The sequence below is a fragment of the Streptomyces rubellus genome (assembly GCF_036323805.1).
In the GTDB taxonomy this organism is placed as follows: domain Bacteria; phylum Actinomycetota; class Actinomycetes; order Streptomycetales; family Streptomycetaceae; genus Streptomyces.
Window position 1 is genome coordinate 1 of record NZ_JAZDCX010000043.1, and the last position, 25,562, is coordinate 25,562.

The 25,562-nt window shown below is 71.8% G+C and carries 19 protein-coding genes and 1 pseudogene; 6 read left to right on the top strand and 14 right to left on the bottom strand.

The genetic code is table 11. The annotated features are described in order from the left end of the window. Positions 1 to 101 precede the first annotated feature (101 nt). Positions 102 to 1,856 carry a cellulase family glycosylhydrolase gene (locus V1L54_RS28740; protein ID WP_330121099.1) on the bottom strand — a complete coding sequence of 585 codons (1,755 nt, stop codon included), beginning with the start codon at positions 1,854 to 1,856 and terminating at the stop codon, positions 102 to 104. Positions 1,857 to 2,360: 504 nt separating this feature from the next. On the opposite strand from V1L54_RS28740, the gene argG reads away from it, so the two are divergent. After that, positions 2,361 to 3,809: an argininosuccinate synthase gene (gene argG / locus V1L54_RS28745; protein ID WP_330121100.1), complete on the top strand. Its 1,449-nt coding sequence runs from the start codon at positions 2,361 to 2,363 to the stop codon at positions 3,807 to 3,809. Between the two features lie 597 nt (positions 3,810 to 4,406). On the opposite strand, the gene V1L54_RS28750 is transcribed toward argG, so the two are convergent. Continuing rightward, positions 4,407 to 5,318 (bottom strand): NAD-dependent protein deacetylase, encoded by a 912-nt coding sequence (locus tag V1L54_RS28750; protein ID WP_330121101.1) that lies wholly within the window; start codon positions 5,316 to 5,318, stop codon positions 4,407 to 4,409. A 572-nt stretch (positions 5,319 to 5,890) separates the two neighbouring features. Between V1L54_RS28750 and V1L54_RS28755 the strand changes: the two genes are divergently transcribed. Together V1L54_RS28755 and pntB are read left to right on the top strand one after the other, a co-directional pair. After that, positions 5,891 to 7,447, top strand: a complete 1,557-nt coding sequence (locus tag V1L54_RS28755) for a Re/Si-specific NAD(P)(+) transhydrogenase subunit alpha (protein ID WP_330121102.1) — start codon at positions 5,891 to 5,893, stop codon at positions 7,445 to 7,447. 6 nt (positions 7,448 to 7,453) lie between these two features. Further along, on the top strand, positions 7,454 to 8,920 hold the full coding sequence (pntB, locus tag V1L54_RS28760; protein ID WP_330121103.1) for a Re/Si-specific NAD(P)(+) transhydrogenase subunit beta: 1,467 nt from the start codon (positions 7,454 to 7,456) through the stop codon (positions 8,918 to 8,920). Positions 8,921 to 9,356: 436 nt separating this feature from the next. Here the strand turns inward: pntB and V1L54_RS28765 are convergent, their stop codons facing one another. From V1L54_RS28765 to V1L54_RS28780, 4 genes are all read right to left on the bottom strand, one after another. Next, positions 9,357 to 10,256, bottom strand: a complete 900-nt coding sequence (locus V1L54_RS28765; protein WP_330121104.1) for an SCO2400 family protein — start codon at positions 10,254 to 10,256, stop codon at positions 9,357 to 9,359. 235 nt (positions 10,257 to 10,491) lie between these two features. Next, a complete protein-coding gene (locus V1L54_RS28770) occupies positions 10,492 to 11,172 on the bottom strand; it encodes a response regulator transcription factor (protein ID WP_330121105.1) in 681 nt (226 codons plus the stop codon). Continuing rightward, complete coding sequence (locus V1L54_RS28775) at positions 11,169 to 12,431, bottom strand: sensor histidine kinase (protein WP_330121106.1); 1,263 nt, start codon at positions 12,429 to 12,431, stop codon at positions 11,169 to 11,171. Before V1L54_RS28775 ends, V1L54_RS28770 begins: the two co-directional genes overlap by 4 nt. A 109-nt stretch (positions 12,432 to 12,540) precedes the next feature. Then, entirely contained in the window at positions 12,541 to 14,760 is a 2,220-nt protein-coding gene (locus tag V1L54_RS28780) for an MMPL family transporter (RefSeq protein WP_330121107.1), read from the bottom strand. Between the two features lie 717 nt (positions 14,761 to 15,477). Between V1L54_RS28780 and V1L54_RS28785 the strand changes: the two genes are divergently transcribed. Then, on the top strand, positions 15,478 to 16,881 hold the full coding sequence (locus V1L54_RS28785; protein WP_330121108.1) for a glycoside hydrolase family 10 protein: 1,404 nt from the start codon (positions 15,478 to 15,480) through the stop codon (positions 16,879 to 16,881). A 292-nt stretch (positions 16,882 to 17,173) separates the two neighbouring features. Here the strand turns inward: V1L54_RS28785 and V1L54_RS28790 are convergent, their stop codons facing one another. Next, positions 17,174 to 17,551 (bottom strand): DUF4267 domain-containing protein, encoded by a 378-nt coding sequence (locus V1L54_RS28790; RefSeq protein WP_330121109.1) that lies wholly within the window; start codon positions 17,549 to 17,551, stop codon positions 17,174 to 17,176. Positions 17,552 to 17,665: 114 nt separating this feature from the next. On the opposite strand from V1L54_RS28790, the gene V1L54_RS28795 reads away from it, so the two are divergent. Then, entirely contained in the window at positions 17,666 to 18,298 is a 633-nt protein-coding gene (locus V1L54_RS28795) for a TetR/AcrR family transcriptional regulator (protein ID WP_330121110.1), read from the top strand. A gap of 137 nt (positions 18,299 to 18,435) precedes the next feature. On the opposite strand, the gene V1L54_RS28800 is transcribed toward V1L54_RS28795, so the two are convergent. Next, positions 18,436 to 18,879: a hypothetical protein gene (locus V1L54_RS28800; protein WP_330121111.1), complete on the bottom strand. Its 444-nt coding sequence runs from the start codon at positions 18,877 to 18,879 to the stop codon at positions 18,436 to 18,438. Positions 18,880 to 18,977: 98 nt separating this feature from the next. Then, positions 18,978 to 19,340 (bottom strand): ArsR/SmtB family transcription factor, encoded by a 363-nt coding sequence (locus V1L54_RS28805; protein WP_330121112.1) that lies wholly within the window; start codon positions 19,338 to 19,340, stop codon positions 18,978 to 18,980. 145 nt (positions 19,341 to 19,485) lie between these two features. Between V1L54_RS28805 and V1L54_RS28810 the strand changes: the two are divergent. Continuing rightward, positions 19,486 to 19,634, top strand: a pseudogene (locus tag V1L54_RS28810) (transposase); the annotation flags it as partial. A 140-nt stretch (positions 19,635 to 19,774) separates the two neighbouring features. On the opposite strand, the gene V1L54_RS28815 reads toward V1L54_RS28810, so the two are convergent. The 5 genes from V1L54_RS28815 to V1L54_RS28835 form a co-directional block, all read right to left on the bottom strand. After that, positions 19,775 to 20,725 (bottom strand): IS701 family transposase, encoded by a 951-nt coding sequence (locus V1L54_RS28815; RefSeq protein ID WP_443076826.1) that lies wholly within the window; start codon positions 20,723 to 20,725, stop codon positions 19,775 to 19,777. Between the two features lie 55 nt (positions 20,726 to 20,780). Further along, a complete protein-coding gene (locus tag V1L54_RS28820; protein WP_330121114.1) occupies positions 20,781 to 22,304 on the bottom strand; it encodes a sensor histidine kinase in 1,524 nt (507 codons plus the stop codon). Then, positions 22,301 to 23,038: a response regulator transcription factor gene (locus V1L54_RS28825; RefSeq protein WP_330121115.1), complete on the bottom strand. Its 738-nt coding sequence runs from the start codon at positions 23,036 to 23,038 to the stop codon at positions 22,301 to 22,303. The genes V1L54_RS28820 and V1L54_RS28825 overlap by 4 nt, the downstream gene beginning before the upstream one ends. 255 nt (positions 23,039 to 23,293) lie before the next feature. Beyond that, complete coding sequence (locus V1L54_RS28830) at positions 23,294 to 23,962, bottom strand: ABC transporter ATP-binding protein (protein ID WP_330121116.1); 669 nt, start codon at positions 23,960 to 23,962, stop codon at positions 23,294 to 23,296. 36 nt (positions 23,963 to 23,998) lie between these two features. Further along, entirely contained in the window at positions 23,999 to 25,459 is a 1,461-nt protein-coding gene (locus tag V1L54_RS28835) for an ABC transporter permease (RefSeq protein WP_330121117.1), read from the bottom strand. Between the last annotated feature and the right edge of the window lie 103 nt (positions 25,460 to 25,562).

Sequence of the window (25,562 nt, forward strand, 5' to 3'; positions counted from 1 at the left end):
CGGCCCCGCGGGGGGGGGCGGGCCCGGCGGCCCCCCCCCACTCCGGCTGTCCGGCGGACCGGGAACGGGGCGGGCCCGTCCGCCGTCCGCCGGGGCACCGGTCAGGACACGGTGCCGGTGACCGAGGAACCGGACCTGGTGACGTGGTAGGTCACCTTCGCCCCGCTCCAGTAGTGGAAGGTGAGCGTCACCGGGGAGCCGTCCTCGACCTCGGCGAAGAAGTCCGGCGTCAGTGCGGTGACGCCGGCGGCGTAGTCGGGCGCGAACGCGCGGTCGTACTCCTTGTAGGGCGTCCAGCCGTGCGGGCCGGCGTTGGTGCCGTCGGCGTAGGTGGCCTCCATCGTGGCGAGTCTGTCGCCGCGGAAGTCGGTGGGGATGGTGAAGGAGTCCGTCGTTCCGGTGGCGTTCCGCAGGACCGGTGTGTCGTGGGTGATCAGGTCGATCCGCCAGGGGACACCGTGCGAGAACCGCGCGTGCAGCACCGCGTTGGTGCCGTAGTCCCGCGATCCGCTCAGCCGGGTGAGCGCGGCGGCGGTGATCGTGAGCCGGTCGCCTTCGACGGTGTAGTCCGTGCCGCGCACCAGGTCGGTGGTGCCGTGCCGGAGCCCGGTGAACGAGGTGCCGTTGAGGTTCAGGGTGAGCGTCTTGTCGGTGACGGCCGCCGCGCGGGCGCTGAACACCTGGTCGGAGGAGGCCGTGCCGGACCGGGTCGTCCAGCTGGACTCGATCTGCGCGAACAGTTCCGGATCGTTCCACCGGAAACCGGTGCGCTGGAAGTGCTGGCCGTTGTCCCACAGCATGGTGGTGATCTGCCGGGTGCGGGCGTGGTGGCCGAGGGACTCGAAGAACTTCAGTTTCTCGCCCTGCTGGATGGTGCCGGTGTGCCGGTCGAATCCCAGAAGGCCGTATTCGCCGAGGATCACCGGGATGCCCCGGGCCACGAAGGCGCGGTGGACGCGGTCGAACGTGTCGGTCAGGTCCTTCCGCGCGGTGTCGTCGAAACGCGTCCCGCCCGCGACGTTCACGCTGAACGGCCAGTAGCCGTAGTAGTGCACCGTCGCGGCGAGACGGGGGTCGCCGAGGGCGTCGAAGGTGGCGGTCAGCTCGTCCAGCCGCGCCTGATCGGCCGAGGTGTGCAGGGTGGGCAGGACGAGGAGGCGGGTGGCGTTGTTGCCGCCGGAGCCGCGCACGATGCGGTGGAAGGAGGTGTTGAGCTCGTTCAGCAGCTCCGCGTTCCGGGTGTCGTCGCCGCCGGTGAACTGCGGCTCGTTGACGCTCTCGAAGACGAGCCGGGGCGAGGAGTCGCGGAACGCGGCGGCCACCTGCCGCCAGGTGGCGTTGTAGCGGGCGAGCACTCCGGCACGGTCGGCCGGCATGTCCGCGATCCACTGCCAGGAGTCGTGATGCACGTTGATCATCACGTGGAAGCCGTCCGCGAGCGCCCAGTCGACCACTTCCCTGACCCGGTCCAGGTGGGCCGGGTCGATGGTGTGGTCCGGGGCCGGACCCTGGTGCTGTCCCCAGGTCACCGGGATGCGGACGCTGTTGAACCCCTGGGCTCTGATGTTGTCGAGAAGCGCCTCGGTGACGCGCGGGTTGCCCCACGAGGTCTCGTCGTCGCCGGTGGCGTCGAGGGAGTTGCCCAGGTTCCACCCGGGCTGCATCGCGGCGACCTGAGCCGTCGCGCCATCCGGGGCCGGGGCGCCGTGTGCGGTGGTGGAGGGGGCGGCCGTGGCGGCCGTCCCGGCGCCGCCGGTGACCACCAGGCTCAGTCCGGCGAGCAGCGTGACGACGCCGATCACCGGCAGGCGGAATCCCCGCCGGATCTTTCTCGTACGGTCCCGTAAACCGGACATGGTGCTCCTTGTGACTGCGGACTGCGGGGGGAGGAAAGCGGTGCGGGAAATCGCGGCCCGCCGGAGCCGCGTGTTCGAGCGCCGCTTCGCCGTGATGCTGGCAGCGACGCACCGGCGGCGCAAGGGATTCGCTGGGAAACCGGTAAATCCCGCAGCCTGTCGATGTGGACTTCGACGGGGAAAACGAGACGTTCCGCCCTGAACGCAGGCCATTGAACGAAACGTCGAACGGAATTCGACAACGGGTCACCGGGCCGGGTTTCCCGCGGGGCCGTTCGACGGTATTCCACCGCCCTTTCCGGAGCGGAGGGTGTCGTCCGCGGAGCACGGCGAAGAGCGCGGCGCGGACGGTCCGGCGGGGGAGACGCCGCGGTTCGCCGGCCGCGCTGCGCGGCCCGTCGCGCCGCCGGGGGCGGGCGGGCCCTCCGGACGGACCGTGGCCGGATGACCGGGAGGACCGGCCGAGACTTTGAATGATCATGCAGTCTGTCGCATACTCTTCCCATGTCCAAGGTTCTCACCTCACTGCCCACCGGCGAGCGCGTCGGCATCGCCTTCTCCGGCGGCCTCGACACATCGGTCGCCGTCGCATGGATGCGCGACAAGGGCGCCGTCCCGTGCACCTACACCGCCGACATCGGCCAGTACGACGAGCCCGACATCGCCTCGGTGCCGGGCCGCGCGAAGACGTACGGCGCCGAGATCGCGCGCCTGGTCGACTGCCGCGCGGCCCTGGTCGAGGAGGGGCTCGCCGCGCTCGCCTGCGGCGCCTTCCACATCCGCTCGGGCGGGCGCGCCTACTTCAACACCACGCCGCTCGGCCGCGCCGTCACCGGCACCCTGCTGGTCCGGGCGATGCTCGAGGACGACGTGCAGATCTGGGGAGACGGCTCGACGTTCAAGGGCAACGACATCGAGCGGTTCTACCGCTACGGCCTGCTCGCCAACCCCCAGCTGCGCATCTACAAGCCCTGGCTGGACGCGGACTTCGTCTCCGAGCTCGGCGGCCGCAAGGAGATGTCGGAGTGGCTGCTCGCCCACGGACTGCCCTACCGCGACAGCACCGAGAAGGCGTACTCCACCGACGCCAACATCTGGGGCGCCACCCACGAGGCCAAGACCCTGGAGCACCTGGACACGGGCGTCGAGGCCGTGGAGCCGATCATGGGCGTGCGGTTCTGGGACCCCGAGGTGGAGATCCCCGCCGAGGACGTGACGATCGGCTTCGACCAGGGCCGGCCGGTGACGATCAACGGCAAGGAGTTCACCTCCCCGGTCGACCTGGTGATGGAGGCGAACGCGATCGGCGGCCGCCACGGCATGGGCATGTCCGACCAGATCGAGAACCGGATCATCGAGGCCAAGAGCCGCGGCATCTACGAGGCACCCGGCATGGCGCTGCTGCACACGGCGTACGAGCGCCTCGTCAACGCCATCCACAACGAGGACACCCTGGCCCAGTACCACAACGAGGGACGGCGCCTGGGCCGGCTGATGTACGAGGGCCGCTGGCTCGACCCGCAGGCGCTGATGGTGCGCGAGTCGCTGCAGCGCTGGGTCGGCTCGGCGGTCACCGGCGAGGTGACGCTGCGGCTGCGGCGCGGTGAGGACTACTCCATCCTCGACACCACCGGCCCGGCCTTCAGCTACCACCCGGACAAGCTGTCGATGGAGCGCACCGAGGACTCGGCCTTCGGCCCGGTGGACCGGATCGGCCAGCTCACCATGCGCAACCTCGACATCGCCGACTCGCGCGCCAGGCTCGAACAGTACGCGGACATCGGCATGGTCGGCACCGGCCAGGCCGCGCTCGTCGGCGCCGCCCAGGCGGCCTCGACCGGACTGATCGGCGCGATGCCGCAGGGCGGTGCCGAGGCCATCGCCTCGCGCGGTGAGGTCTCCGGCGACGAGGAACTGCTCGACCGCGCCGCGATGGAGTTCGGCACCGACTGAACACAACACCCCGGGGACACAGGCCGTGCGCGCGGATCAGCGCCCGCCGGGCGGCGGCCCCGCGCGGCCGCTTGTCGCCGGCACGGTGGCTTCGCGGAACGGGACGGCGGTGGACCGGGCCGCACCGGGCTCGGCGCCGCCGGGAGGAGGCGGGCGGGACGCGGGCGCCCCCGTGCTGACGGCGGCCCGGGGGAGAGGGGAGAGGGGCCCCGGGACTCCTGCCTCGGATCCCCTGGAAGCCGGCGGACGACGGATCCGTCCCACCTGGCGGCGCCGGCCGGCAAGCCCGCCGGACAGTGCTGGAAGACCTCTCCGGCCCCGTCCGGAACGGGCTGCTGACCGGACCCGCGGACCGGCGCGACTCAGCCGGCGCACCGCGCCGCCGGGACGTGCCCGTACTGTCCCTCAGCGGCCGTACGGCCGGGCGTACCCGCTTCCCACGGGGGGGATCCCCCCGGTTCCCTTCCTCCGCCGGAACAGCGCGCAGGCGAGAATCCGTGAGATCCGTGAGATCCGTGAGGAAGGACAGAACCGGCTGGTCGTTCCGCGGTGACACGGGGATCCGGCGCGGTGAACCCCGGCGGCGTCCCGCCACCGTCACCGCCTCACCCGGTCCGCTGCCCGGCCGTCGACGGGGATCCCCAGTCGGCCGGCCACGGTGGTGAGGGCCGCCCCCAAGGGGAGCGCGACCCGGGTGAGGGCATGCCGGTCGCCCCGGGTCGGGTCCCGGTTGACGATCAGCACCGGCTTCCCGGCCCGGGCCGCCTGGCGGACGAACCGGAGTCCGGACATCACCGTCAGCGAGGATCCCAGGACCAGCAAGGAGGCCGCGTTCCGGACCAGCGTGCGGCAGTACTCGACCCGCTGCGGCGGAACGGCCTCGCCGAAGAACACCACGTCCGGTTTGAGGACGCCGCCGCAGACCGTGCAGGGCACCACGCGGAAGTCCCCGACCTGCTCGTCGGTGAGGTCGGCGTCGCCGTCCGGGTTGATTCCCGCGGCCACCGGCTCGAAGCCCGCATTGGCCTCCTCCAGCCGACGGGCGAGTTCACCGCGCGGGCTGAGGGCACCGCAGGAAAGGCAGACGACCCGGCTCAGGCTTCCGTGGAGCTCCACCACGCCCTCGCTGCCGGCGGCCTGGTGCAGACCGTCGACGTTCTGGGTGATCACACCCGAGAGCAGGCCGTGCCGCCCGAACGCGGCCACGGCCCGGTGCCCGGCGTTGGGGCGGGCGCGGCCGAAGGTGCGCCAGCCCAGGTGGCTGCGCGCCCAGTACCGGCGCCGGGCCTGTGCGTCGGCGGTGAACTCCTGGTAGGTCATCGGGGTGTGCCGCCCCAGGCTCCCGCCCTCGCCCCGGTAGTCGGGGATGCCCGACTCCGTGGAGATGCCCGCCCCGCTGAGCACCAGCACGCCGCCGGTGCTCAGCGCATCGGCGACCGGCCCCGGATCCGTGGTGCCCGGCGGCAGGTCCTCGGTGGGGGTCCAGCTCAAAGTGGGGCGCATGCGCATGCCGCAAGAGTACGGAACAGGCCGCGTTCAGCCGCCGTGCCCGGACGCACCGCGCCGGGAGCGCGCCCGCGGCATCACCGACACCCCGCCCACGCCCACCGCAGCCGTGGCGTGCCCGGGCGGACAGGACGGCGGGCGGCGGTGTCACCGGCGGGACCGCACCCCTGGCCCGGCGGCGCGTTGACCGCGGCCGGCCCTCGGTGTCCTCCTCCCCGGCCGCGTCCGGGCCGCACCGCGCGTGGCCTGCGCCCGCGGCGCTGAGCAGGCAGCGGCCCGGGAAGCCGGCGTGCCGGCCCCTGAACGAGGAGGCGGGGCGGCGTCCCCTGCTCACCGGCCCGTACTCCGCCGCTCTCGCCTCCCGCCCGAGGTACCGGCCCGTGGCGGTCCGGCTCCGCGCCACCGCGCGCCGCGGCGACCGCGCGGTGGGGCGTGCCACGGCCGTGTTCCCTCGGCCCGGGCGGCTGTGGCGGGTAGGTTCCCACGGTCCGCGTCCACGGGGGACGGGTGAGCCGATGGACACCCCTCGCCGCGGACCCCCTGCCAACCGCTCCTCCAAGGAGGGAACCCGGGAGATGTCTGTACACCAGTTTGCGCACCACCCACCCCAGCGCATCGGCGTAGTGGCCGAGTCGGCTGCCGAGGAGACGCGGGTCGCGGCGACCCCGGCGACGGTACGGCTGCTGCTGGACCTCGGCTACGAGGTCGTCGTCGCACCGGGGGCCGGCGAGGCATCCGGCTTCGCCGACCAGGCCTACCTCGACGCCGGCGCGGAGATCGGCACGGCCTGGGACGCGGATGTCGTGCTGAAGGTGAACGCCCCCTCCGACGCGGAGATCATCCGGCTGCGCGAGGGCGCGACCGTGGTCGCCCTGCTGGCCCCGGCACAGAGACCCGAACTGCTCCGGGCGCTCGCCGGCGCCGGCGTGACCGCCCTGGCACTGGACGCGGTGCCGCGCATCTCGCGTGCGCAGTCGATGGACGTGCTGTCCTCGATGGCGAACATCGCCGGCTACCGAGCGGTCATCGAGGCCGCCCACGTCTTCGGACGGTTCTTCACCGGCCAGGTCACCGCGGCCGGCAAGGTGCCGCCGGCGAAGGTGCTGGTGGCCGGCGCGGGCGTGGCCGGCCTGGCGGCGATCGGCGCCGCCTCCAGCCTCGGCGCGATCGTGCGCGCCACCGACCCGCGGCCGGAGGTCGCCGACCAGGTGAAGTCGCTGGGCGGCGAGTACCTCCCGGTGAACGCCGCCCAGGAGGCGGGCACCGACGGCTACGCCAGGGCGACCTCCGCCGACTACGACCGCGCCGCGGCCGAGCTCTACCGCGAGCAGGCCGCGGACGTGGACGTCGTGATCACCACCGCGCTGATCCCGGGCCGGCCGGCACCGCGCCTGCTGACGGCCGGCGACGTGGCCGTCATGAAGCCGGGCAGTGTCATCGTCGACATGGCCGCCGCCCAGGGCGGCAACGTCGAGGGCACCGTGCCGGGGCGCGTGGTGGTCACCGGCAACGGCGTCACCATCATCGGCTACACCGACCTCGCCTCCCGGCTGCCCGCACAGGCCTCGCAGCTGTTCGGCACCAACCTGGCGAACCTGATCGAGCTGCTCACGCCCGGCGCGGACGGGCGGCTGGTGATCGACTTCGACGACGCCGTGCAGCGGGCCGTGACCGTGGTGCGCGACGGCGAGGTCACCTGGCCGCCGCCGCCCGTCGCGGTCTCCGCCGCGCCCGCCGAACAGCCCGCGGCCGCACCCGCCGCCCCGGAGCCCGAGCGGCCGAGGCAGGCGCCCGCGGGACGCTTCGGCCTGATCGCGCTCGGCATGGCCGCGGTGTTCCTGCTGGTGGCCTTCGCCCCCGCGCAGCTCGCGGAGAACTTCACGGTGTTCACGCTGGCGGTGGTGATCGGCTACTACGTCATCGGCAAGGTGCACCACGCGCTGCACACGCCGCTGATGTCGGTGACCAACGCGATCTCCGGGATCGTCGTGATCGGCGCCCTGCTGCAGATCGGGCACGGGAGCCGGATCGTCACAGCGCTGTCCTTCACGGCGATCCTGCTGACGAGCGTCAACATCTTCGGAGGTTTCGCCGTCACCCGCCGCATGCTGTCCATGTTCTCGAAAGGCTGAGCCGAGATGACCCCCATGACGGCCTCCCACGCGGCCGACCTGGTCGCCGCCCTGCTGTTCGTCCTCAGCCTGGCCGGCCTGTCCCAGCACCGCACCTCCCGCGCCGGCGTCGTCTACGGCATCGCCGGCATGGCCCTCGCGCTGGCCGCCACGGTCGTGGTGGCGGCGCGCAGCATCACCGCCGGCGCGGTGGCGCTGACCGTGTCGGCCATGGCGCTCGGCGCGGTGATCGGCCTGTGGCGGGCCCGCCGGGTCGGGATGACGCAGATGCCCGAACTGATCGCGATGCTGCACAGCTTCGTCGGCCTGGCCGCGGTGCTGGTGGGCTGGAACAGCTACCTGGAGGTGGAGGCGCACGGCACGGCACAGCCCCGGATCGGCGCCGGCCTGCTGGCCATCCACCGCGCCGAGGTGTCCATCGGCGTCTTCATCGGCGCGGTCACCTTCACCGGCTCGATCGTCGCGTTCCTGAAACTCTCGGCACGGATCGACTCCCGCCCGCTGACGCTGCCGGGCAGGAACGCGCTGAACCTCGGCGCGCTCGGCGCCTTCGCCGCACTGACCGCCTGGTTCACGATCAGCCCGAACCTGCCGCTGGTGATCGCGGTGACCGTGCTCGCGCTGGCGCTGGGCTGGCACCTGGTCGCCTCGATCGGCGGCGGCGACATGCCCGTCGTCGTCTCCATGCTCAACAGCTACTCGGGCTGGGCGGCGGCCGCGGCCGGCTTCCTTCTCGACAACAACCTGCTCATCGTCACGGGCGCGCTGGTCGGCTCCTCCGGCGCCTACCTGTCCTACATCATGTGCAAGGCGATGAACCGCTCCTTCCTCTCCGTCATCGCGGGCGGTTTCGGCATCGGGGCGCCGGCCGGCGGCGGGGAGGCGCAGGGCGAGTACCGCGAGGTGCGCGCCGCGGAGGTGGCCGGGATGCTCGCCCGGGCCCGCTCGGTGGTCATCACCCCCGGCTACGGCATGGCCGTCGCCCAGGCCCAGCACCCGGTCGCGGAGCTGACGCGGCGGCTGCGCGAGCGGGGCGTGGCGGTCCGCTTCGGTGTCCACCCCGTCGCCGGCCGCCTGCCCGGGCACATGAACGTGCTGCTGGCCGAGGCGAAGGTGCCCTACGACATCGTCCTGGAGATGGACGAGATCAACGACGACTTCGCCGACACCTCGGTCGTGCTGGTCATCGGGGCGAACGACACCGTCAACCCGGCCGCGGCGGAGGACCCGGACAGCCCGATCGCCGGCATGCCGGTGCTGCGGGTCTGGGAGGCCGGCCAGGTCGTCGTCTTCAAACGGTCCATGGCCTCCGGCTACGCGGGCGTGCAGAACCCGCTGTTCTTCCGGGAGAACAGCAGCATGCTCTTCGGCGACGCCAGACAGAGCGCGGAGGAGATCCTGCACGCGCTGAGCGCCGACAAGCGTCACGGGACGGCCCCTGCCGCGCACCAGGCGACAGGGGCCGGCCGGTGACCCGGCCCCTGGCCCGTGCACCCTCCCGCGAGCCGTGACCCGGACGGCCTCGCTGGTCCGGCCGGTTGCGGTGCCCTGCCGACGCGGGGACGCAGCCGGCCGGAGCAGCACCGTGCCCGGGCGTCGAAGGCGCTGCCGTCCGTGCCGCGCGGCGCGTACCGACACCCGCCGACGCGATCCGGCCTGGCCTCCGGTCTCCGTCCCGGTACGGGCCCGGCCGAACGACCGCGGATACCGCGCACACCGGTGACCGCCGGGCAGCGGACAGGAGCGGACGTGCCGTCCGGTGACCCCGGCGGCAGGGCCCGGGCGCTCTGCCGCGACGGGTCCCGGCGCGCTGCTCACCGCCGGCCGGGCACGGCGCCCGGGTCCTGGACCGGTCGCACGACCGGGCAGGGCTTCCTCCGCCCGGCGCCCCGGCGGCACACCCTCGCCGTCAGCCGAGGCACAGGGCGAACAGGCAGATCTCCGCCGGTGGTGATGGCGGCTCCGGCGGCGAGGCCGACGGCGAGCCCCCCGGAGCCGCGGTGCCGTCGGTCCCGGGCGTGGACGGCCGCTCGGGCGCCGTACCGGAGCCGCCGGGAGCCGTCGTGCCGGGGACCGGGGACACGGCTTCCGACTGAGGAGCCGATGTGGTCGTCGGGCGTGGGGAGACCGCGGCACCCGGCACGAGAACGTCCCCCATGTTCCACCGCGTGGCGTGGGGCGCCACCACCAGAGGCTCCCGGTGCGGCAGGCCGGCCGTCGGCGGTGGCGCCGGGGAGGCGCCGCGCGCGGGCCGGCGCGCCTCCTCCGTCGCCCGCGCCTCCGCGGCCTCCGTGCCGTCGTCCGGCGCCACCGCCTGCCCCCGGTCGGCGGCGGGCCGTTCCAACGTCGCGACGGCCAGGCCGCCGCCGACGATTGCGACGGCGGTGGCGACCACGGCCCGGCGCTGGTTCTTCTTCCAGTGCGACAGCCGGTCCCGACACGCCGCATGGCCCTGCCGGGCGGCGGATACTCCCTCGCCGCCGCCGGATGTCCCGGGGGAGGGGCTCTCCTCCGCGCCGGACCCGGACAGCGCCCCGTCACGCGACGGGCCGTCGTGCCGGGCGGCCGGTGCCGTGGATTCCCGCGCCGCCGTCCCGCCCGACGCGTCGTCCCTCACCGCCGAGGCGGCGGGCCGGGCCGGGAGGATGCCGCTGTCGGTGACGCGCGGGGCGATATCCGGTGCGTAGGCGGCGCACCCGGGACACACCAGGGCCCCGTTGAGATACCGGTGGCACGAGGAGCAGTGGTCCATCTGCGGTCTTCCTGGGTCGGCTTCGCCGTCGGCCTGCCCGGGCCACGGCCTGGTCACGTCCGTACCTGCGTGAACGGCCAGCAAGGCTATCGGGGCGTTCGAAAAGGCACGTGCAGCGCGTGTGGCATTCCTGCGCAGATTCTCCGGGCACTTCGCGCCTGCCGTACGTGACCGCGCGCCGGTGGCGGCTGAAAAGCGGTTCTGGGCCGGGAGGGCCGGGGTCGGCTTCCCGAGCGTGTGCGCCGTCTCGGGGCTTGCCCGCCCGGTGTTCGTCCGGGATGCCGGTGCGCGGTCAGGGCGTGAGCGGGGTCACCTGCACCAGCCCTGTCTGGTAGGCGATGACGACCAGTTGGGCGCGGTCGCGGGCGCCCAGCTTCGCCATCGCCCGGTAGATGTGGGTGCGTACGGTCAGCGGGCTGAGGGTGAGTGTCTCGGCGATCTCGGTGTTGGACTTGCCCTCGGCGGCCATGGCCATGGTCTCGCGTTCGCGAGCGGTGAGTTCCGACAGGCGCTGTGCGGACACGGGCTGTGCGCCGGGGGCGGGTGTCACGAGGAAGTTCGCGATGAGGGTGCGGGTGGCGGTGGGGGACAGGAGGGCCTCGCCGGAGGCCACCGTGCGCAGGCCGGCCAGCAGGGTGTCGGTGGTGACGTCCTTGCCGAGGAAGCCGCTGGCACCGGCGCGCAGCGCCTGGGCGACGTAGTCCTCGGTCTCGAACGTCGTCAGGATGAGGACGCGGGTGGCGGTCAGCTCCGGGTCGGCGCAGATCGCGGAGGTGGCGGCGAGGCCGTCCGTGCCCGGCATCCGGATGTCCATGAGGACGATGTCGGGGCGGTGGGCGCGGGCCAGTTCCAGCGCCTCCGCGCCGTCGGAGGCCTCGCCGACCACGGTCATGTCCTCACAGGAGTCGACCAGCATCCGGAAGGTTGCCCGTAGCAAGGTCTGGTCGTCGGCGAGCAGCACCCTGATGGTCATGCTTCTTCTCCTGTTGAATTGTCTGCGGCTTCCGAAGGCGCTTCGGGTGTGGCGGTCGGAAGCGGCAGGCTGGTCGCGACTTCGAAGCCGCCTCCTGGACGGGGTCCCGCGCGGAGTTCACCGCCGGCGGTGTGGGCGCGTTCCCGCATGCCCATGATGCCGAAGCCCTGGCCCGGCGCGGCTGCGGCAACGGTACTGCCGGACGGCCCGTCGTTGGTGATCGTGATCAGCAAACGGGATTCCTTGTAGGTGAGATGTACGCGTGCCGAGTCCGCGGCGGCATGCTTGGTGGCGTTGGTGAGCGCCTCCTGCACGATCCGGAACGCGGTCAGGTCCACTCCGGAGGTGAGCGGACGGAACTCGCCCGTCGTGGTGACCGTGACGGTGAGCCCCGCGGACGCGCACGCCGAAACCAGTTCGGGCAGGCGGGCGAGGCCAGGAGAGGGTTCCAGCGGTGCGGCGGCCGGGGCGCTGCTGTAGCGCAGCACTCCCAGCGTGGCTTTCAGCTCGCGCAGTGCGGAGGACGTGGTGTCGGTCAGGCTGGTGAGAATCTTCTTCGTCTGTTGCGGATTGGTGAGCGCGAAGTGCGAGGCCGTGCCTGCCTGGGCGTTGGCCAGGGCCAGATGATGAGCCACGACGTCGTGCAGCTCGCGGGCGATGCGCATGCGTTCTTCGGTGGCACGCCGCCGTGCCTCCTCCTCCCGGGTCCGCTCGGCATGTTCGGCACGGGCCTGCACCGACGCCAGGTAGGCGCGCCGCAGTCTGGTCATGCTGCCGGCGGCGAGCGGCAGGAGCAGCCAGAAGCAGTAGCCGATGGACCGTGGTACGGGGGAAGAAGCGTAAGTGGGGTCAAAGACCGCTGACGCGGCCATCAGAGCCGCTGCCGTGGTGACGCTGTAGAAGCGTGCGGTCTTGAGGCCGGTATGCGTGGTCAACCAGTACATCGCCGCCATGACGGGGGCCAGCAGCAAAGGGGTCAGCACGTACTCCAGCGCGGTGACGACCACGATGCACACCGCGTTCACGACGGTGACGGTCCGCGGATGGCTTCGGTGTTTGAACAGGGCGAGACACGAGACTCCCATGACGACCAGGACGGTGGTGTCCCGCTGAGGTGGGGCGGCGCCCGGCCTGGTGAGACCACTGCCCACGATCGCGCAGGCCGTCACCACCAGGACCAGGACCGCGTCGACGACGCGAGGATGGCGGTCGGCGTATCGCTCGAAACGGTCGGTGTAACGCTCAGGGCTGGTACTCATACGGTTCTCCGGTCGGTGCTCTGGAACACGTCGCCGTCCGCCTCCACGGACGGCCGCCGGGGCCCCGTGTCATCCAACACGGGACCCCGGCGGAAAAGAAGCGGCCGTGTCAGGTGTGGGATACTTCCCGGCCGGTCGTCGTCCCGGCCGATCGCGGGTCTGCCGCGGCGGGCCGCCGGCCGAGTGCCTCGCCCTCCACGTCGACGCGGGGCAGCAGCCTGTCCAGCCGGCCCGGCAGCCACCAGGCCCTGTGCCCCAGAAGGGCGAGGACGGCGGGCACGATCGCCATCCGTACGACGAAGGCGTCGAACAGGATGGCCGAGGCGAGTCCGAACCCGATCATTTTGATCATGGAGTCGCTCTCGCCGATGAATCCGGCGAAGACCGCGATCATGATCAGTGCGGCGGCCACGACGACCCGGGCACTGTGCCGGAACCCGCTGATGACCGCCTGGTGGGGCGATTCGCCGTGGACGTACGCCTCGCGCATCCGAGAGACGAGGAAGACCTCGTAGTCCATGGCCAGGCCGAAGACGATGCCCACCAGGAAGATCGGCATCAAACTCATGATCGGGCCCGTGTGCTCGGCTCCCAGCAGTTCGGCGCCGTGGCCCTGCTGGAAGACGAGGACGACCACGCCCAGGGAGGCCAGCACCGACAACAGGTATCCCAGGGCCGCCTTCAGCGGGACGAGCAGGGACCGGAAGACCAGCAGCAGCAGTACGACCGCAAGGCCCACGACAACGATCAGGTAGGGGACCAGAGCGGACTGCACCTTCTCGGCGATGTCGATGTCGACAGCGGTGGTGCCGGTGACAGCGAACGTCACCCCGGTCCGGGACTCGATCGCGGGCCGGTCGTTCCGGATGGACGTGACCAGGTCCTTGGTCTTCTCGTCGGTCGGTGCCGTGGACGGCACGGCCTGGAAGACAGCCGTGTCTCCTGCCTTGTTGAAGCGGGGCGAGGAGACGGAGACGACCCCCTCGGTGCCGCCGATCCGCTGTGCGACAGACTCGACGGCGCTCTTCGCGCCGGCGGTGCCCTTCGCGTCCACGACGATGGTCAAGGGTCCGTTGAAGCCCGGCCCGAAAGCCTCGGCCAGCGCGTCGTAGGCCCGGCGCTCGGTGGTGGAGGTCGGTTTGGCCTCGTCCCCGGGGTTACCGAGCTGCAGGTCCATGGCCGGCAGCGCGAGAGTCCCCAGCCCCGCCACGCCCAGCAGCAGCACGGGCAGCGGACGCCGCAGCACGAACCGCGCCCAGCGGGTGCCCCCGTTGTTCCGGGTGTCCTGTTCCTCGGCCCGTCCGCCGCTGCGGGCCCGCCGCGTGAGAACGGCGTTCGGCCAGAAGCCGAGGAGCGCCGGGACCAGCGTCAGGGCGATCAGTACGGCGACGGTGACCGCGCCCGCCGCGGCCAGGCCCATCTTGGTGAGCATCGGGATGCCGACCACCGCCAGTCCGGCCAGCGCGATGACGACGGTGAGCCCGGCGAACACGACCGCGGAGCCGGCCGTGCCGACCGCCAGCCCGACCGCCTCGTGCGGCGCACGGCCCCTGGCGTGCTCCTCGCGGTAGCGGGAGACGACGAACAGCGCGTAGTCGATGCCGACCGCGAGTCCCAGCATCATCGCCAGGATGCTCGTCGTCGCGGACAAGTCCAGCGCATGGGCCAGTGCCAGGATGCCGGCCATGCTGACCCCGACGCCGATCAGGGCGGTCAGCAGCGGCAGCCCGGCCGCGGCGAGCGAACCGAAGGTGACCAGCAGGACGACGGCGGCCACCGCGACACCGATCAGCTCGGCCCCGCCGCCCGGCCCGCCACCCGCGTTCAGGGCGCTTCCGCCCGCCTCGACGGTCAGCCCGGCATCCTGAGCGCTGTGGACAGCCTCCTCCAGCCGGCTCTTGCTGGCGTCGGTGAGGCCCTTGGCACCGACCTCGTAGGTGACGGTCGCGTACGCCGTCCGGCCGTCCCTGCTCAGCGTCTTCGACCGGAACGGGTCGGACGCGCTCACGACCTGTCCGCCGTCGGCCAGAGAGGCCACGGCCTTCTCCACGGCCTGCCTGTTCCCAGGGGCGGTGATCCGCTCCCCGCTCGGCGCGACGAACACGATCCGGGCGGTCGCACCATCGGCAGCGGTTCCGGGAAAACGCTGTTCCATCAGGTCGAACGCCTTCTGGGACTCGATGCCCGGCATGGAGAACCCCTTGTCGGACGCCTCCGGAGCCTTGAGAGCACTGAGTCCGGCGAAAGCCAGAACGGCCACCCAGATCAGAGCGACGTACCAACGTTGCCGAAAGGCCAGACGGCCTACTCGGTGAAGGAAAATAGCCACGGCAGGAGGTCTCCCCATCTGGTGCTGGTTGTCCGCCCAGCCTCTCCGGATGCGGGCCGCCCTGTCGTCGTACGCCTGCTGACAGTTGCCGCTACTGAAAACGTAGTAGAGACCTGCCGAGCGGCTCCGAGACCTGTACGGCGAACCCGCTCAGGCGACGGCGATGCAAGTCCTCCTCCACGACACGGACCCGAGGGTCCGTGCCCGCACCACGACCCAGGCCCCTCTTCCCCGACGTCCTCGACGACCAACGGCGGAGCCTGTCCCAGCAAGGATCGGCCCGCAGGGGTGAGGGACGCTTCGCGCCGTCGTTCATCAGTCGGAGCCGCCTCGATGACCAGGTGACCGGCCGGGGTGGTGGGGAGGCGTCGTCCCAGGGGTGGGACGTACTGGTCTGGTGCCACGGTCGTACCGGGACCGCGCCGCCGACCGGGCCGGGCGGTCAGGACGTCCGGTCCGGCCTGCCGCGAGACCGGCCTGTGGCGGGGCGAGACGCTCCTGCCGTGCTGTGCTGTCCCGCTCCGCCGCGGCCTGCACAGCGCCGCCCGCGGCGGTCCGGCCGCCGCGGGAGGAACCGGTCGAAGCCCACCTCGCCCTCGGCACCAGCAGGTGGTACTTCTCTACGGGGAGGGACCGGGACAGGGCCTCGTCGAACCACTGTCCCACCGTCACGGCACCACATGACGCCCTCGGACGATCCCGAACCGAAGGAGAACCATGTTCCGTCACCACCCGGCCCGAGACCGCCGCACGGCCGGCCTCCTCGCCACGGCGTTAGTGACCCTGTCGGCCGGCCTGACCGCGGCCGCGCCCACCGCTCCGGCCCACGCCGACACCGCCACCCTGGGCGAACTGGCCGAGGCCAAGGGCCGCTACTTCGGCTCCGCCACGGACAACCCCGAGCTGTCCGACACCCGGTACACGCAGATCCTGGGCAGCGAGTTCGGCCAGATCACCGTCGGCAACACCATGAAGTGGCAGTACACCGAGCCGTCCCGGGGCCGGTTCGACTACACCGCCGCCGAGGAGATAGTCGACTTGGCCGAGTCCAACGGCCAGTCGGTGCGCGGACACACCCTGGTGTGGCACAACCAGCTGCCCGACTGGGTCGGCGACGTACCGGCCGGCGAGCTCCTGGAGGTCATGCGCAACCACATCACCCACGAGGTCGGCCACTTCGAGGGCCGGCTGATCCACTGGGACGTGGTCAACGAGGCGTTCGAGGAGGACGGCAGCCGCCGGCAGTCGGTCTTCCAGCAGAAGATCGGCGACAGCTACATCGCCGAGGCCTTCAAGGCCGCCCGCGCCGCCGACCCGGACGTCAAGCTCTACTACAACGACTACAACATCGAAGGCATCGGCCCCAAGAGCGACGCCGTCTACGAGATGGTGAAGTCCTTCAAGGCCCGGGGCGTCCCCATCGACGGCGTCGGCATGCAGGCCCACCTGATCGCCGGCCAGGTCCCGGCAAGCCTTCGGCAGAACATCCAGCGCTTCGCCGACCTGGGCGTCGACGTCGCCCTCACCGAACTCGACATCCGCATGCCCCTGCCGCGCACCGCCGCCAAGGACGCCCAGCAGGCCACCGACTACGGCGCCGTGGTCGAGGCGTGCCTGGCGGTCTCCCGGTGCGTCGGCATCACCCTCTGGGACTACACCGACAAGTACTCCTGGGTCCCCTCCGTCTTCCCCGGCGAGGGCGCCGCCCTGCCATGGGACGAGAACTTCGCCAGGAAGCCCGCCTACCACGCCATCGCCGCCGCGCTCAACGGCGGCAGCCCCGCCCCCCGCGGCGAGTGCACCGCCACCTACCGCGTCACCAGCCAATGGCAGGGCGGCTTCACCGCCGAGGTCACCGTCGGGAACGCCCACACCGCGCCGATCGCCGGCTGGACCGTCACCTGGACGCTGGCCGACGGCCAGTCCGTCAGCAGCGCGTGGAACGGAGACCTCACCGTCAGCGGGCAGGATGCCACCGTCCGCAACGCCGCCTACAACGGCACCCTCAGCAGCAGCGGAAGCACCACCTTCGGCTTCCAGGGCAAAGGCACGGCCGACACCCCGGCGGACCTGACCTGTACCCCTTCGCCGGCCACCCACAGCTCCGGCGTGGCCGGCTGACGCCCGTTGGCCGGTGGCCCGCCGTGCCGGAAGGGGCCGGTGCGGCGGGCGGCCTCCCACAGCCGGGTCTGTGCTCCGGTTCTCAGCCGGTCACCCCGCGCAGCGGGGGAAGCCCACGGTGCTGCTTCGCCCAGGGCGGCACCGGCCACCGCACCCACGAGGAGTGGAACGCCGCGCTCGCGGCCTTCGGTTCGGCGCGGGTGTCGCGCCGAACCGAAGACCGGCTTCGCCCCGGACCCACCCATCCGCCAGTGGAGGCAGCCCTGCCCGGCCCAGGCGGGGTGAGGGGCGGTTACGCGGCGAGCAGGAGCACGCTGATCGCCAGCATCACCACGGCGGTGGTCCCGTGGATGCCGTAGGCGGCCGCCCTGGGCCCGTTGCTGCGCAGCACGATCAGCGCGTCGCCGACGGGTATGCCGGTGGCGGCCAGCATGAACCAGCCCAGCAGGTGGGGTGTCGCCCCGGCCAGCAGGATGAGGACGAAGATCCCCGAAGCGATGTCACGTACGGCCTTGACGGACAGCCAGGCCTGGAAGTTCCGGTCTCCGGTCGGCGTGCCGGGGATGCCGAAGCCGGCCGCGGCCTGCGGTGCCCAGAAGGTGCGCGCGCCGATGAAGATGATGCCTGCGCCGACCAGTCCGGCGAGCACGGTGGCGATGGTGGTGAGCATGGGTTGCCTTCCCCTCTCGGAGGCAGCGCCCGCAGCGTTTACTAGCGGCGCTAGGATTGATAGCGACGATATACCTAGTTCCGACAGGATGTCTAGCGTTGCTAGGATGTCGTCATGCCCGCCATCAACGAGCGCCGTGAACGCGAACGCGCCCGCCGTCATCAGCTGATCATCACAGCCGCGCGCGAACTCGCCGAGGCCGAAGGGTGGGAGGCGGTGACGACGCGACGGCTGGCCGAACGCGTCGAATACAGCCAGCCGGTGCTCTACAGCCACTTCAACGGCAAGGACGCCATCGTGAGCGCCGTCGCCCTCGACGGCTTCGGCGAGCTCGCCGCCCACCTGCGCCGCGCGCGGCAGGCCGCCCCCGGGCCGGGGCAGGCCCTGCGCGCCGTCTGCCGCGCCTATCTGGAGTTCGCGGCCGAGCGGCCTGCCCTGTACCAGGCCATGTTCGTCCTGCCCACCGACGTGAAGTTCGCGAGCGCCGAGACACCGCCCCCGCTGCGGGCCGCTTTCGGCGAGTTCGTCAGCTGCTTCCGCCCGGACGACGCGCGACGCGAACTGTTCGCCGAAGTCACCTGGAGCGCACTGCACGGCATGGCCGTCCTGTCCGGAAGCGGCCGCATCCCCCCGGACGGACAGGAGGAACGGCTCGACTTCCTCGTCACTCGGATCGCCGGCATCCCGGCGGGCCGAACATGCGGCAAAGAGCAGTCGGCAAGCCAAGATTCTGAGCCGAGCCAATAGTGCCGCATCAGGCAACGCTCGCCCTGCCGACTATGGCTCGTAGCAGCTGGTCGTTGGCGTGACGGTTCCGCCAGAGGGCCTGCGCCGCCTGCGCGACATCCTCACCCCCACTGGGGGCGGCCCCGCGTCGTCCGCGCTCAGCTGCAGCCGGCTGCCGCGCCGCAGGAGGTGTCCGCATCGAGCTGGGGGGCGGGCTGCTCCGACAGGAACCTGCGGACGTAGGCGGACGGACCGCCGTGCTCCAGGTACTCGCCGATCTGCTTGCTGCGCGCTGCCAGGGCCCGCAGGAGCAGGTCGAGCGCGGCCTCTTCGGGCAGCGAGACGGTCTGCTGGCCACGCCACCGCCACACCCTGCTCTCGGAGGTGTCCGGGTGGGTGGGGCACAGCTCGTGGCCGGCGGCGCGGATGGTCGGCGAGGCGACGATGCCGTGGTCGATCGCCTCCGCCCAGGTGGCGACCGTGCGCGGCAGCACGTCGAGCTGCATTCCGAGCCGTGCGGCCAGCGGGCGCACGGCTTCCATCGCGCCGTCGACCACGGCGCGGGTCGCGTCGCAGGAGCCGCAGGAGGACTGCCCGTCCATGGTAACGGTCCAGTATTCGACGGCGAGCCGCGTCGACTCGGCGGAGGATGGCGAAGTGTCCGCTGTCGCAGTTGCTTGGGCCGTGGTGGTCGTCGTGGTCATGGTGCCGTTCCCTTCTCGGAATCAGTGTCGGTGGACGGTGTGCAGGGCGCGGACGAGACGAAGTCGTCCCTGGCGCGCTCCAGCGCGTCGGCGATGCCCCGCAGCGATTCGGCAAGGGCGTCGAACTGGATCTCGTACAAGACCGTGCGTCCCTGCTTCGCCGCGCGCAGCACGCCGGCGGCGCGCAGGAGGGCGAGGTGCCGGGAGACCACGGACAGGTCGACGTCCAGGCAGTCCGCCAGCTCGGAGACCGAACAGGCCCGGCAGCGCTCGGCGAGCAGGTCGACCAGGCGGATACGGGTGGGGTCGCCCAGGGCGCGGAACAGCTGGTGCGACAGCACCGCACTCAGATCTCCCACCGGAGAATCTTTATTGCTCACTTGTGCAAGTGTGCATGCTTTGGAGGTGTGTGGCAACCAGTGGCCTCACCCGGCACAGCGGCGCTCGCGGACCCCGGCGCCCAGGGCGAAGACGGCGGCGAGCGCGGACAGGCCAGCGACGCTCATGCAGTTCACCGCCTTCGCGCTGGAAGGAACTGATCACGCCGGCCACAAGGAACAGGGCAGCATGATCCGCCCTACATCATCTGGTGGAACAAGCACGCCGCCGACGAACGGCTCCGCGAAGTGGTCAACAGGGCGAACGTTGCTTGATGCGGCACTAGTGGTGCTTCGTTAGGTTCTGTGCTGTCTGCGGCGGCTTCGTTGGGTGGGTAGCGGCCGTCCGCAGGTGGTGCAGGTACCGGCCCAGCACCTCAGCAGGTCCTGAAGAACATCGAGGACCTCGTAGAGAGTCAGGCCGGTGTGGGGACTTTGGGGTCGAGCCGCCGCAGGGTGAGGAAGGCCTGGGCGGCGGTGACGAGGGTGACGTGGTGGTGCCAGCCGCGCCAGGTGCGGCCTTCGAAGTGGTCCAGTCCGAGGCCGTGCTTGAGCTCGCGGTAGTCGTGCTCGATCCGCCAGCGCATTTTCGCCCACCGCACCAGGTCAGCGACCGGGGTGGTGGCAGGCAGGTTCGATATCCAGTAGTTTCGCCGGTGCGTCCTGGCGGTCCGGCCATTCGACCAGGAGCGTACGGGTGGGCAGGACTCCGCCCCACCGGTTGCGGCCGCCGCCGCCTCCTGGGCTGCGGCCAGGGACTGCTTGCCCGCCGGCCGAATGGTCAGAACCGCGAACCGTGAGGTCATCGCGCCTTTGCTGCCCTGCCGCCAGACCACCTCGGTGAACCGATCCGCAGTGATCTCGGCCGCGAGGGCGGAGACGGCCCGCGGCGGGGTGCGATAGCGGGGCAGCGTGGGTGGGCCGAGCCCGCCGTAGGTGGGCTGGTGCGGCTCGACGTCCGCCGGGTGGGCGACTTCCTTCCCGGCCAGCGCCAACACGTAGGACAGTCCCCGCTCCTGGAGACCGAGCCGGAAGGGGGTGCTGACGCCGTAGCCGGCATCGGCGACCACGACCGGCGCTTTCGACCGCCAGTCGGTGAGCGTGTCGAGCAGGCCGAGTGCGAGACGCCACTTCTCCTGGTGCACGACGTCGTCGGGCGCTCCTGCCCCGCGGCAGCGGTCCGGTTCGTCCGTCCACTCGCGCGGCAGATACAACTCCCGGTTCAGCGGACAGGACGCGGTGTCGGTGGCGGCATGGACACTGACCGCGGCCTGACAGTTCGCCTGCTTCCCGACCGCTCCGCAGTACTGGCGGGCCACCCCGACCGACGCCTTGCCGCACTTGGGGAACGACACGTCGTCGACCACCCACACCTCGGGCCGAAGCGTTCTGCCGGTCGGCCGGACTGCCAAGGGAGCGCGGTCAGCTCGGTGCGGGGAGTGGCAGGACGAGGCGGAAAGTGACCCCGCGGCCTTGGCCCGGGTCGAGTTCGAGTCGGCCTCCGTGGCCTTCGGTGATGGCCGTGGCGATGGCCAGGCCCAGTCCGGAGCCGCCTCGCGCCCGGGTGCGCGCGGGGTCCGCCCGGTAGAACCGCTCGAACACGCGCTCCGCGTCGGCGGCCGTCAGCCCCGGGCCGTCGTCCTCGACCTCGATGACGGCGATCCGGGTTCCGGCCGGGAAGGGCGGTGCCATGCTGACGCGTCCCGGTGCGTCGGTGCCACCGGTACGGGCACCGGCCCGGCCCGGCCCCACGCGGACCTGGATCCGGGTGCCGGGTGGGGTGTGGGTGTGGGCGTTCGACAGCAGGTTCTCGACGATCTGCCGGAGACGGTGGGGGTCTCCCACGACTTCCACCACGTCCAGTTCCCCTTCCCCTTCCCCGGCGTCGGTGTCGGTGTCGGCGGGACGGTCGCGCAGGGGGGACAGGCTCACGGGGTGACTCGGTCGCTGCAGGGCTGCCGAGCTCACCGCGTCCGCCGCCAGGGACAGCAGGTCCACGTTTTCCTGCTGGTAGTCGGGGTGCCGGTCCAGTCTGGCGAGCAGTTGGAGGTCGTCGACGAGCAGGCTCATCCGCTCGGCGTTCTGCGCGATGTGCCGGTCGGCTTCCTGCCGCTCCTTCGGGGTGCGGCGGTCGGAGCGCAGTGCGAGCTGGGCAAACCCCTGGATGGCGGTCAGCGGCGTGCGCAGTTCGTGTCCGGCGTCGGCGACGAATCGGCGCAGCCGTATCTCCGACGTCTCGCGTTCCCGCAGGGCCTGCTGCAGTCGGTCGAGCATGGTGTTGAGTACGGTGCCGAGCCGTCCGATCTCGGTCTGAGGGTCGGTGTCCGGCAGCCGCAGGTCGAGCTGCCCGGCCGTGATGGCCTCGGCGGCGCGCTCCATCCGGGTCAGTGGCAGCAGACTCAGCCGGACCACCTCACGGCCCAGCACCCACAGGGCTACCACGGTGACGACGAGCAGCAGGCCGTTCAGCCAGAGGATCTTCGACGTCGCCCCGTCCACGGTGTCGAGCGGCAGCGCGACGACGACGGTCAGATCACGTGGTCCGGCCCGGCGCAGGACGCGCCAGTTCCCGTCCCCGGTGTCGGCCGCCACCGAGGTCGGGTTGCCTTCCGTCGGCAGGAGACGGTCGATGCTGCCGGGGAGCCGGGGGCCCGGCCTGTCGTCCGAGCCGAGTGTCTGGGGCAGGCGGTTGCCGCGGGCGTCGTAGAAGTAGACGCGGAAGTCCGACGGCAGCGCCCCGGGCTCCGGTTCGCCGGAACGGCGCGCTTCAAGGAAGGCGGGCACCGGCCGGAAATCCGCGAGCCGCTGGTCGACCCCGTCGAGGAGCCAGGACCGCAGGACGACGAAGCCGATCAGCTCGGCGGCCAGCACGGCCAGGGTGGCCAGCACGGTGACCCCGAGGACCAGACGCCGGCGCAGTGAGCGGGGCGCGCGAACGACGGTCAACGGTCCGCTGCCCCGTGGCTGGCGCGCGGCAGCCGCAGGCTGTAACCCACGCCCCGGACGGTGTGGATGAGCGGCGGGTCGAAGCGGTCGATCTTCTTCCGCAGGTACTTGATGTACGTCTCGACCACGCGGGTGTCGCCCGCGAAGTCGTACTGCCAGACGTGGTCGAGGATCTGGGCTTTGCTCAGTACCCGGCCGGCGTTGTCCAGGAGGTACGACAGCAGCTTGAACTCGGTCGGGGAGAGCTGTACGTACTGGCCGGCCCGGTGCACCTCGTGTGCCGTCTCGTCGAGCTCGAGGTCGGCGTAGCGCACGACGGTGTCCGGCAGCAGGGCGTCGGGGCCGAGGGTTCGCCGCAGGATGGCCTGGATGCGGAGGAGTACTTCCTCGATGTTGAAGGGCTTGGTGACGTAGTCGTCGGCGCCGAGGCTCAGCCCTTTGATGCGGTCGTCCACACCGGTGCGGGCGGTGAGGAGCAGAACGGGCACCAGGTTGCCGGCCGCGCGCAGCCGACGGATCACCTCGTAGCCGTCAAGGTCGGGCAGCATGACGTCCAGCAGGATCAGGTCGGGCTGCAGGCACGCGGCCTCGGCCAGCGCGGAGACTCCCGTGTCGGCGCTCCTCACCTGATAACCGGTGAGACTCAGCGTCGATTCGAGCAGCGTGCGGATGCTGGGCTCGTCCTCGACGACGAGAAGCCGGTGCTGCCGCTTCTCTTCGGTCCGCTCGGTCATGTCGGTACTACGATCCGTTCTCTCACCGGGCCCCGGCACTCGCCGTCCCGTCCTGGAGGCTATCCCGCACCGGGTCCGGCGCGCCGCCGGCGTGTGGGGCGCGCCGGGCCCGGTGCGGGAGCAAAGCGGGGCAGGCCAGAGGTGTCGTCGCACTTCACCGCGCCACGCCGTGCTCGGTGAGGGTGGTGGCCGGTCTCCGGCCGTGGCGCTCGGGTCCGTGCCGTCGGCGCCGATGCGACGCGATCCCGCGTGATGTCAGGACGACGACAGGGTGCCCTTGCGGAGCGTGACCGCCCGGGGGGCCTGCTTGGCCAGGTGGGAGTCGTGCGTGACCATGATGAAGGTGAGTCCGTCCTCCTTGCAGCGGATCTGCAGGACGTCCATGATCTCGTCGCGGGTGGACTCGTCGAGGTTGCCCGTCGGCTCGTCCGCGAGCAGTACCTGCGGCTTTTTGACCAGTGCTCGGGCGATGGCCACCCGCTGCTGCTGGCCGCCGGACAGCTCGCTCGGCACGTGGCCCCGCCGCTCTCCCAGCCCTACCGAGGTGAGGGCCTCGGCGGCCAGTTCGCGTCGCTCCTTCGGCTTGATGCCCAGTGGTACGAGGGCCGTTTCGACGTTCTCCTGGGCGGTGAGGGTGGGGATGAGGTTGAAGCTCTGGAAGACGAAGCCGATCTTCTCGCTGCGCAGGCGGGTCAGACGGGCCTCGGGCAGCTTCGCCAGGTCGACACCGTCGAGCAGCACACTGCCGGAGGTCGGCCGGTCGAGGCCGCCGAGCATTTGGAGGAGGGTCGACTTGCCGCCGCCGGTGGGGCCCTTGATGACCAGGTAGTCGCCGGCGGCGATGGTGAGGTCCACTCCGGCGAGCGCGTCGACGACGCCCTTGCCGCGGGTGTAGCGCCGGGTGACGCCGGTGAGTTCGTACATGGTGTGGTTGCTCCTGCGGAGAGGGACGAGGACCGGTCAGGCGACGCGGGAGAGGGCGTCGGCGGGGCGGAGCCGGGAGGCACGCCACCCGCCGAAGGCCCCGGCGACGAGGCCGCCCGCGACGGCGAGGCCGACGGCCAGGGTGATCACGGAGAGGCTGACCGGCGCGGTGAGAACCACATCCAGCGTCCGTGCGGCGGTTTCGCGTGCGGCGCCGCCGGAGCCGCCGCCGCCCGGGCCGCCGCCCATGCCGCCACCGGGACCGCTCATGCCGCCACCGGAAGCGCCCAGTTCCGCGGAGAGCGAGGGCCCGAACGCGGTGACCGCCCACGCGCCGGCCAGGCCCAGCCCGATGCCCAGCGCACCGCCGACGAGGCCCGTCACGACGGCCTCGCCGACGACCTGCCCGGTGACCCGGCGCGAGCGCCAGCCCAGTGCCTTGAGGGTGCCGAACTCCCGGACGCGCCGGGCGACGGCGGACGAGGTGAGCAGGCCGGCGACCAGGAACGCCGCGGCCAGGACCACCACGGACAGCCAGCGGCCGACCGTCTCGGCGAGGCCGGACGCGGTGGACAGGGACCCGGAGACGGTGTCCGCCAGGTCCTCGGAGGTGGTCACGGTGGCATCCGGAACGGCCTTGAGCACCGCGGATTCCACCGCACCGAGCTGCTGCGCGTCGTCGGCCTGCACGTAGACGGTGGTGATCTTGTCCTTGGCGTCGGCCAGGGCCTGCGCCTGGGCGAGCGGCAGGTAGACGTTGGCGGCGGCGTCCCCGCTGGTCGCCGTGGCCACACCGACGATCTCGAACTCCGTGTCGCTCACCGTGACCGTGTCACCGGTCGCGAGCTTCTTCTCCTTGGCGTAGGCGTTGTCCACCACGGCCACCTTCGCCGATGTCTCGGACGTCTCGAAGCCACGTCCGTCGGTGATCTCCGAGGAGGACAGCGGGCCCATCGCCGGATGCGCGACGTCGGTGCCGTACACGGTGAAGCTGTCGATGGAGAAATCGGCGCCGCCGCCCGTCACCTCACCATCCGAGCCGCCGCCCCGCCCACCGTCCGGCCGCTGCTGGAACTGGCCGCGGCTGAACTCGCCGTCGACCTTCACCACATTGAGGCTGAGCCCGCCCACGGCGTCCGCCACACCGTCCGCCTCGGCCACGGACGAGACCGTGGCGGCGTCCAGGGTCTGCAAGCCCTGCACCATGACCCGGTCGCTGCTCTGCCGCTCGCCGTCCTCCCCGTCACCACGCGCGTCGAAGCGGAACCGCGGCCGCTCGCCACCGTCCTCCGACGGTGGCTCCGGAGCCTTGGTGACGGTCATGTCGGTACCGAGCCCGTAGAGGGATTCCAGGACCTGGTCCTGGGCCTTCCCCATGCCGGTCGATACAGCGTTGACCACGATGACAAGAGCGATGCCGAGAGCCAGCCCCGAGGCGACGACCAGCGCCGACTTCCTCCGGCGGCGCAGCTCGCGGCGCAGATAGGTGAAGAACATGCGCCGCAAGCTAGGCGAGCGGCCTGGCAGCACCGTGAGCGTTGTGTGAGAGAACGCTGAGAGTCTCACCGGGACGGATACTGCTCTTGGTCGGCGGTGAGGG

Bases quoted from the DNA above. Each gene is read 5' to 3' on its own strand.
- V1L54_RS28835 (WP_330121117.1), bottom strand. From the start codon at position 25,459: ATGTTCTTCACCTATCTGCGCCGCGAGCTGCGCCGCCGGAGGAAGTCG.
- pntB (WP_330121103.1), top strand. From the start codon at position 7,454: ATGACCCCCATGACGGCCTCCCACGCGGCCGACCTGGTCGCCGCCCTG.
- V1L54_RS28740 (WP_330121099.1), bottom strand. From the start codon at position 1,856: ATGTCCGGTTTACGGGACCGTACGAGAAAGATCCGGCGGGGATTCCGC.
- V1L54_RS28770 (WP_330121105.1), bottom strand. From the start codon at position 11,172: ATGACCATCAGGGTGCTGCTCGCCGACGACCAGACCTTGCTACGGGCA.
- V1L54_RS28825 (WP_330121115.1), bottom strand. From the start codon at position 23,038: ATGACCGAGCGGACCGAAGAGAAGCGGCAGCACCGGCTTCTCGTCGTC.
- V1L54_RS28795 (WP_330121110.1), top strand. From the start codon at position 17,666: ATGCCCGCCATCAACGAGCGCCGTGAACGCGAACGCGCCCGCCGTCAT.
- V1L54_RS28800 (WP_330121111.1), bottom strand. From the start codon at position 18,879: ATGGACGGGCAGTCCTCCTGCGGCTCCTGCGACGCGACCCGCGCCGTG.
- V1L54_RS28750 (WP_330121101.1), bottom strand. From the start codon at position 5,318: ATGCGCATGCGCCCCACTTTGAGCTGGACCCCCACCGAGGACCTGCCG.
- V1L54_RS28755 (WP_330121102.1), top strand. From the start codon at position 5,891: ATGTCTGTACACCAGTTTGCGCACCACCCACCCCAGCGCATCGGCGTA.
- V1L54_RS28790 (WP_330121109.1), bottom strand. From the start codon at position 17,551: ATGCTCACCACCATCGCCACCGTGCTCGCCGGACTGGTCGGCGCAGGC.
- V1L54_RS28785 (WP_330121108.1), top strand. From the start codon at position 15,478: ATGTTCCGTCACCACCCGGCCCGAGACCGCCGCACGGCCGGCCTCCTC.
- V1L54_RS28775 (WP_330121106.1), bottom strand. From the start codon at position 12,431: ATGAGTACCAGCCCTGAGCGTTACACCGACCGTTTCGAGCGATACGCC.
- V1L54_RS28830 (WP_330121116.1), bottom strand. From the start codon at position 23,962: ATGTACGAACTCACCGGCGTCACCCGGCGCTACACCCGCGGCAAGGGC.
- argG (WP_330121100.1), top strand. From the start codon at position 2,361: ATGTCCAAGGTTCTCACCTCACTGCCCACCGGCGAGCGCGTCGGCATC.